Here is a 7,551-nt window from a genome sequence, read left to right as displayed (position 1 = left end):
TTTTAGGCTATTTTTTTAGAAAAATGTTCCACACTTAGCTCAGAAGAGCCATTAAATAATCGCATTTACCATTTTTTATTTCAGTCCATTTTTCCAAACCATATACATTTGCAAGCACCTCCATAAAAAAGCGCCAAAAAGAACCCGGTGCATCAGTTCTCCAATCCTTAAAATCCAGATTTCTAAATTCACATCTGTCATCATCGAAGCGATATTGACCAAGCTTATATTTATCAAGGAATTCATCCAAACAAATTCCCCACCCGTTAGTATCCCTGCCTACAATCGCAATCTTTTTAAAAGCCTTCTCATAATTTTTTCCCCATATTGGTACAAACGGATGAGGAATCCCTTGATAATCAGAAAGTTCTCGTTCAGACAATTTCTTTACAAACTCATCCATTAACGGACAATACACTTGATCAAATTTTTCTTCCAAGGTCATTTTCACCCCCTATCATTTTTCAATCTCTGAAGAGTTATCATCTTGAACATTATGACTTTTAAAATATTCCATTTGCTTTTGGCATTCAACCTTCAAATGCTTTGCTGCTTTACGAAATGAAAAATATGTAAAGCCTCCACTTAAAGGCATTCCAATCAACGGTATAGCTTTTCCAACAATTGCACCCAATTTTTCTTTTGTCATTTTTTTTGCAAACCAGGGCGCAATCTTTTTTACAATTGGATACCACCAGGTATGCATCAAAGCTTGTTTTGGCAATTTCTTTTCAACACCTTTCGCTAGGGCCGCTAAAACTAATCGAATTTTCTGATTACCAACTTTACATCCAAAAGCAACCGCAAGCAATACAAAAAGCATTGATTTGCTAACCTCAGTAAAATTTTCATTTTCATCCATCAAATCAGGGAATCCATATATGTAGGCAATTTTTTGAGACAACATCAAAACTTGTGCAAAATATTGTGCAACATCAGCAGAAGCAAGTCCAACAGCAATTAGAGGATTAGCCGGAAACCCAGATGCAGTGGACAACAATGTAACAGTACGCACATGATTTTTTATTGTAGCATTTGCAACGATATCCAATATTTTGTCTTCAGCAATATCATAAGTTCTCTTTTGAGAAATCTGATCCAGTTTCGCATCAGAAATATAGGGACGCAATTGATGCTTTAAAAAAGCAGTTCTATTTACTTTTACGCCAGGAATTTTTAAAGCCAACTCAAAAGATTTTTCAACCAGAGCAAGACCTTTAGATGGAGTTTCCTTTACAACAACAGCCTTAGTCACCGATTCTACAGTTTCAATATTCTTTTTTTCATTTTCCATAAAGCGTTCCTATTTTTTATGAAAACAGATTACAATTTATCCTTTGAGTTTCAATTTCCTCAAAACAATTGAACATACAAATTTGGGTCCCGAAATAACACAACCTATCAATTTTTTCAGGATGCTTATGCGCATTATTTTTGTTTTACGAATCATCACATTATCAATCGGATCTATTTTAGACACCTGTTTTTCCATATCTACATTATCATTAGAAGGACTCATCCAATCAGCATGTTCTTTATCAAATAATGTAAGAAGATTCTTTTGGCGAACCATTTCCTTGGTATATTTTGTTATCGCAGAAAAAGTTGCAGTATCACCATCGATTTTAACAGAGCATACTGCATAGAGTTCATAATCCTGACCATACCCAAAAGATATTGGGACAAGATATTGAACTCCTTCATCATGAACAAATGGTTCAATTTTATCGGGCCGAGTCCTTAAATTCCTTAAAGATTCCTTAAACCCTTGCACCAATTCATAAACACTATATCCAGATGGAAGCCGTTCAAGATGATCTTCTCTGAAGTGCTTTGTAATATCGTCTTTCCAATTCTCAACGCAGTCTAATTCTTGTGCAAATTTTTTCAAAATCGCAAAGGGATTATCTAAGTTTTTTTCAACAGACCTAGATTTAAATTTGCTTTTGCGAATCCAACGATAAAATTTGAAGGGAGGATTACTTTTTGAATTGTGAACACAATACATTAAAATTTCATCATTTGTTTTTTCATCCATCAATCCAACATTAAATGCAAAACCTCTTTTATCATAATCAATACATTTATCATACTGTAAGTTAGCCAAGATAAAAGCACCTTGGACCCTGTAAAAACAGTACTTCAATATCACTGTTGTGCCAAACACTTCCAAATCTTCTTTATTTTTACAAGATTCTTTTATCCATTCGCACACATTATCAGGAACTTTAATCATATCCCCAAGTTCTACAATCATTGGGGCTTTGAAACCTTCTGACAGATTAGGAAAAAAAACATTCTCAAACAATGTTCCCTGCATCATAATCACCACTCCCGTTCAAATCGTTCATCCAATCTATTCTTAAACCGATCCATTTTCGAAACACCCAATTTTAAAAGTTTGATAATGCCCCAACCAGCAGCCCCTGCAGCAACGGGAATTGTTGCCGCCACAGAAATTCCTGCAGCAGCGCCACCACCAACTAAAGTCCCCAACACTCTCAATCCAGACATTATTCCCGCTGCACTCAAACCGGAAGACGCGCCTAACGAGCCAATTATTGCCTTTACGGCTATAGTCCCAAACGAAGCCGACGCCACCCCTCCCATTTTTTCTGTAATTGACTCTACCTTCTTTTTCGACAATCGTGAATACTCATCAAAGCCCAAATAAAACATTAAAGCACATTCTTTCATAGACCGTTCTGTAGGACAAGTCTTGCCTGAAATCAATCGATTCCAAACAGAAACAGACCACCCTAATTTTGAGGCGACCTTTTGTGGTTCAAGAGTATAATGCAGGACAAACTTTTCTAAAAAATATCTTAAATTTTCAGGAGATAGTTTGGGTTTACTACCGTCGGGTTCATTGTCATTATAAATCTCTATTTCCATTTTTCCATTTCCTCATTCACCCTCACCAACATCATCAAGATCAAAACTTTCATCCCAATCGGGATCCTGATCCAACCCCATCGTTTTCGCATAGTCATTAGGCCCAAAGCCCCAAGCTCTAGCAAGTCTTTCACCAGCAGAAAGCACACGTTTTTCATATAAATCATGAACCCCTTCTACTGGACAAGACATGCACACACCATCCTCAAAGTTTTTAAACCTTTTCCTGCATTTTGAGCAATAGTACGCCATCTTCAACTCCTTTAATTTCTAAAATAAGCTTTTTTTCTTACTTCATTATCAGCGCCACAATTGCAGCAATCAAGCCACCTAGCAACAGCGCAGCGATTACGACGGCGATGACCATGAACCACTTGGCGTATTTCAGGATTTTCACCATGGCGGAATTCTGGTCCTTCGTGAACTGCTGCACGGCATTCATTGTCGCGGTCACGAGAAAGCCGACATCATCGAGCCAACCCACTACAGGGATAGCATCGGGCGCCAAGTCAACGGGCGACACGGTGTACAAAAGCGACATGATCATCAAAAAAACGGCGAGCCCCTTTTGCAGTGGCGAGGCACCGTTTAAATTCTTCACATCTAAAACTTCTGGTTCTTTATCCATATTTTTTCCTTCTCAAAAAGAAATATATCCTGTTTTTTTCAAAAGTGCACTTTTTTTGAAGAAAAATACGTCTTTACCATACGCATGTTCATTTTTGATGTCGTAACGGGCGCCCTCCTAGCCACGCCAGCCAACGCACAGCACCCCAGTCTTTGACTTTGGCCCAGTAGCGTCTTATAAAGTTCGCCCCTCCAATCTTCGCTCCAGATTCAAAATCCGCTTTTAGTATTTTGCATGCTGTATTTGTTTTCATTGATCCTCACATTTATCCACAGGTTTTGCCGACCATTCTTAATATAAAACGAGCAGACGACAATTAATGTCGTTTGCTCTCGGATTTCATAACTCCACAAAAAAAGCGTGGAATTAATGCTACTTACCCTACAGTGGTTCGGCAAAACCTATACGGAATAAATGCAAAAACCCACGCCACGCGGCGTGAACCTATGCATCTTAGTTTTCCGTATTTCAAAAATTTTGCCGATTTCTGTAGGAAGCCAAGAGCAAAGCTCAAACTTATGTCAAAATGTTACTACTCGATAAAGCCTCTTATTATAGTTTACGGTATAAATATAACCTAAAAATGTAAGAATGGAGCAACAGCCTTCAAAAAAAGCCAATTTCTACACTTTTTCAGACCCAATGCACCATTCCAGTGCATTTTTTATGTGAATGGTCTTGTCTTTCACGACTTCATCCCGAGTTTCATCGAAGCAAACCAAAGTCAATTCATTGCACTTGAGCGCGTCCGAAGCCTGGACCAAGGCCGAGGTTTCGCGATTAAATGTCTTGGCAGAATCAATCTCGTAAGCGACTTGCACGAGTTCCTTTGCTTTATCTTGTCTGCAAATAACGAAATCGACTTCTTTAGATTGCGAAGACGGTTTGTAATAATACACATCGTCGAACTCCTTCGCGGCTCGACGCAGCAGTTCAATGTAAACCATGTTTTCAAGTCGCCAGCCTAGATTCTCTTGCGAGAGGGAGTTTTCACGATTGGCGATAAACCCCGTATCAATCACATAAGCCTTGCTGTTACGGAGCCGGACTTTGCTCTTGAACGAATGCTTGCTCAATAGCCCAATCAAGAAAGCCTGTTTAAGATAATCCACATATTTTATCGCGGTCGTGGTGCTGTTCAGTCCAAAATTCTCCGCCAGGGATTTGTAATTGACCTCTTGGCAAGAATTGCTGATTATGTGATTTGCGATGGTGCGGAGTACCTCGGCATGGCGGATTTTGAATCGACCCGCAATATCCTTTAGTATTATAGAGTCAAATAAACTTTGTATGTAAGCACGTTTGTTGTTAATGTTTTGCAGTTCCGGGAACCCGCCATATTGCAGATATTCAAGGAAGGCCGATTTACGAGCGGCCTCAGCCTTAGTCGTAACATCTTGCAGATTCACCTGATGAAAGGCACAGTATTCCGCAAACGAAAGCGGATAGAGACGAATTTCATTGTAACGTCCGGTCAGGTGTGTCGCAAGCTCGCTACTCAGCAACTTTGCATTGGAGCCCGTCACAAACACATGCAGGCCCTGTCGCAAAAGACGGTTCACAAACAAATGCCATCCATCAACATTTTGAATTTCGTCGAGGAGGATATACTGCAGGTCCGTACCATAGAGCTGATAAAGGCAAAGCAAAAGCGTATTCAAATCTTCAACGGTAAGCGACATCAGACGATCGTCATCTAGATTCGCATAAGCATAGTTGATGCCGTGATCTTGCAGCACCTTGTGGCATATCGTCGATTTTCCACTACGACGAACACCGATGACCACCTGTGCAAGCGAACTATCCATTTCAAACAGGGATTCTTCGCTACGAGACACCCAGGAATTACGCCTGACAGTGATTTCTTCTTTCTGTTCCGCAAGAACCTGTAATAGCTTTTTTTCGTCCATAAGACACCTCTTAATGGACTAAAATATATATTTTTATTCAACAAAATGGACTAAAATGCAGAAAATAGTTCGTTACAATGGACTAAAATCCAATTTCTTGCCTAATTTTACCTAAAAAGGGCAATTTTATGTTTTCAGCAATCCTTCACGCAGCGGATTGAATTCGCGCAGGAGAAATCGTTCCAAAAGCGGTCGAGAACGGCATCGTCGTAACAATTGTCTAGGCAAACGCGATACGCCCATTTGTTTTGCCCGACGGAGCTCCAGAATCGCGTGTGTCTGCCGCGAGCTCCGCAAAAACCGAATTCTTCCATGCAACCCGCCGGATACGCCGTAAAGTTGAATGCATCAGCACTTTTGCCAACAGGAAAGAGTACGTTTTCTTCCCAACCGTCTTTGGACTTTAACGCAAGAGCCGCCCCAAGGTAAGTTTCGGCACCATGCTCACCCATTTCACATTTTGCGCCAACTGCATTAAACAAGTCTCGCCAATCGTCATTGTTCGGCAAGCGCCAACCTTTGGGGACCGCGGCTTCTGCAAATTTCCAGTAGTAGCACAAGCCATATTTCTTCACATCTGGGTCGCAGTTCCAATCGTAAGGCGGCGTTTCGCCATTCAAGCACAAATACCCCATGCCGCCGACATACGCCTGCGCGCCTTCGCATTTATGCCACAAGTTTTCGGCGAACCAAATCCGATTTCCGATTTTCACGGTGCGATAGGTTTCACCGTCTCGCGGGTCTGTAAAGTATGAGTTAGTCATAAGCTCCACCTATGAAGTCTTCTAGAGATTGCCGCGGCCCTTCGGGCCTCGCAATGACGTGCAAGGCGAGAGCTGCAGAACCGTTCAACGCAGACATACGCTTCGCGTGTACATAGACATACTCTCAAATTTCCTCCGCTTTCTGCCAGATTTCCAGAGGAATCAACATAAAACAGAGCGGACTTGTTATCGAACATTCCTCGGTGTATTCCACAACACCATTTGGATAGACTTTGACCGTTTTTTCTTCACGACTTTCCGGCATATTCGAGAGCCACGAGAGCGACTTCCATTCATCGTTCCTGAAGCCATCAAAAAATTTCTGCAGCTGTTCCTTCGTTATTTGACAATCTGCATCGTCTGACTGGTATTCCGCCACATCGTTATACACAAGAACATACGGAGTGTCTTTTCTACAGCTCCATTTGAGTTTGCGATAAGGGCTCGAGTCGACGATTTTGTTCCACACTTTGCCAAGCAGTTCCTGCGATTCTTCGACCAATTCCCAAAGGGGGCGCTCCGCAAGTGCCGCAGCAATTCTTGCATCCAGGATATCGCCTTTCGCAACACGCGACAGTCAACTAAACTTTAAGTATTCCTTGATTGTCATAATTCCTCGCTTTTTTAAGAGGAATATAGATTGAGGTGGCGACAATTAGTGTCATTTGCAAGAACCTCCTAAACAGGCATCATAGCTGGGCTTTTGCGGGTTTTACAAAAGTTTTACAGTAATTTGGGCATTGGCGGGCTGAATCAAACGTGTTAAGTAATAGGGGCAAATAAAATTTACCCTACAACAAATATCTTGACATTATCTAGATAAAGATATATATTATGGACATAAAGATAAGCGATCACGCAAAACAGCGAATGGACGAGAGGCGTTTTCGAAAAACAAGTGAGGTCGTCCTTTGATGCTAACGAGCCGATTATCTCCTGGAAAATATCGGACTCCGACAACTCAGTGATTTTGGTTGATACAGTGTTTGATGAACAAGGGTTTAGGCTAGTTTGTAACGCGCTCACGGATACGCTGATAACACTTTTCCCAAGGAGGTAGATTATGACAGACAAAGAACTTGCATTGACCCTTGAAAGGGAATATGACGAAACGAGTGATAATGCCGGCTTCACCATGCCTCCAGCCCCCTCAATGGCTGCAGCCATTGCCACAGTCAAGAAACGCAAAACCAAGGTAGGAACAAGTTTTGATCCGGGTGTTTTAGAAGCGTTCAAGGCAAAGGCAGAACGCGTCGGCATTCCTTATCAGACGCTGCTCAATTCCGTGGTCAATCGCTATACCGAAAGCAAGCTCGACATCGAGGTTGCGTAAATTCAAAAGAAGTTTTATTTC

At 41.2% G+C, this 7,551-nt stretch carries 10 protein-coding genes; 1 reads left to right on the top strand and 9 read right to left on the bottom strand.

All coding sequences use genetic code 11. The annotated features are described in order from the left end of the window. Positions 1–34: 34 nt before the first annotated feature. From Q0P86_RS07970 to Q0P86_RS07930, 9 genes are all read right to left on the bottom strand, one after another. Positions 35–445, bottom strand: a complete 411-nt coding sequence (locus tag Q0P86_RS07970) for a hypothetical protein (protein WP_295038672.1) — start codon at positions 443–445, stop codon at positions 35–37. Positions 446–457: 12 nt separating this feature from the next. Further along, the gene (locus Q0P86_RS07965; RefSeq protein WP_295038671.1) at positions 458–1,294 is read right to left on the bottom strand and encodes a hypothetical protein; all 837 of its coding nucleotides are present in this window, start codon (positions 1,292–1,294) and stop codon (positions 458–460) included. A 36-nt stretch (positions 1,295–1,330) separates the two neighbouring features. After that, positions 1,331–2,323, bottom strand: coding sequence for a hypothetical protein (locus Q0P86_RS07960; protein WP_295038670.1), 993 nt, complete (start codon positions 2,321–2,323; stop codon positions 1,331–1,333). Positions 2,324–2,325: 2 nt separating this feature from the next. Further along, on the bottom strand, positions 2,326–2,895 hold the full coding sequence (locus Q0P86_RS07955; protein ID WP_295038668.1) for a hypothetical protein: 570 nt from the start codon (positions 2,893–2,895) through the stop codon (positions 2,326–2,328). A 12-nt stretch (positions 2,896–2,907) separates the two neighbouring features. Next, positions 2,908–3,147, bottom strand: coding sequence for a hypothetical protein (locus Q0P86_RS07950; RefSeq protein WP_295038666.1), 240 nt, complete (start codon positions 3,145–3,147; stop codon positions 2,908–2,910). Between the two features lie 37 nt (positions 3,148–3,184). Then, positions 3,185–3,523, bottom strand: a complete 339-nt coding sequence (locus Q0P86_RS07945; RefSeq protein ID WP_073323595.1) for a DUF1232 domain-containing protein — start codon at positions 3,521–3,523, stop codon at positions 3,185–3,187. Between the two features lie 623 nt (positions 3,524–4,146). After that, positions 4,147–5,433: an ATP-binding protein gene (locus Q0P86_RS07940; protein ID WP_295038665.1), complete on the bottom strand. Its 1,287-nt coding sequence runs from the start codon at positions 5,431–5,433 to the stop codon at positions 4,147–4,149. A gap of 134 nt (positions 5,434–5,567) precedes the next feature. Beyond that, positions 5,568–6,197: an FISUMP domain-containing protein gene (locus Q0P86_RS07935; protein ID WP_295038663.1), complete on the bottom strand. Its 630-nt coding sequence runs from the start codon at positions 6,195–6,197 to the stop codon at positions 5,568–5,570. Between the two features lie 124 nt (positions 6,198–6,321). After that, a complete protein-coding gene (locus Q0P86_RS07930; RefSeq protein ID WP_295038661.1) occupies positions 6,322–6,699 on the bottom strand; it encodes a hypothetical protein in 378 nt (125 codons plus the stop codon). Between the two features lie 561 nt (positions 6,700–7,260). On the opposite strand from Q0P86_RS07930, the gene Q0P86_RS07925 reads away from it, so the two are divergent. Then, the gene (locus Q0P86_RS07925; protein ID WP_295038659.1) at positions 7,261–7,530 is read left to right on the top strand and encodes a hypothetical protein; all 270 of its coding nucleotides are present in this window, start codon (positions 7,261–7,263) and stop codon (positions 7,528–7,530) included. Positions 7,531–7,551 lie beyond the last annotated feature (21 nt).

This window comes from uncultured Fibrobacter sp., assembly GCF_946062555.1.
In the GTDB taxonomy this organism is placed as follows: Bacteria; Fibrobacterota; Fibrobacteria; order Fibrobacterales; family Fibrobacteraceae; genus Fibrobacter.
Note: the sequence above shows the minus strand (reverse complement) of the source record. Positions and strands in the feature narration are given on the sequence as shown.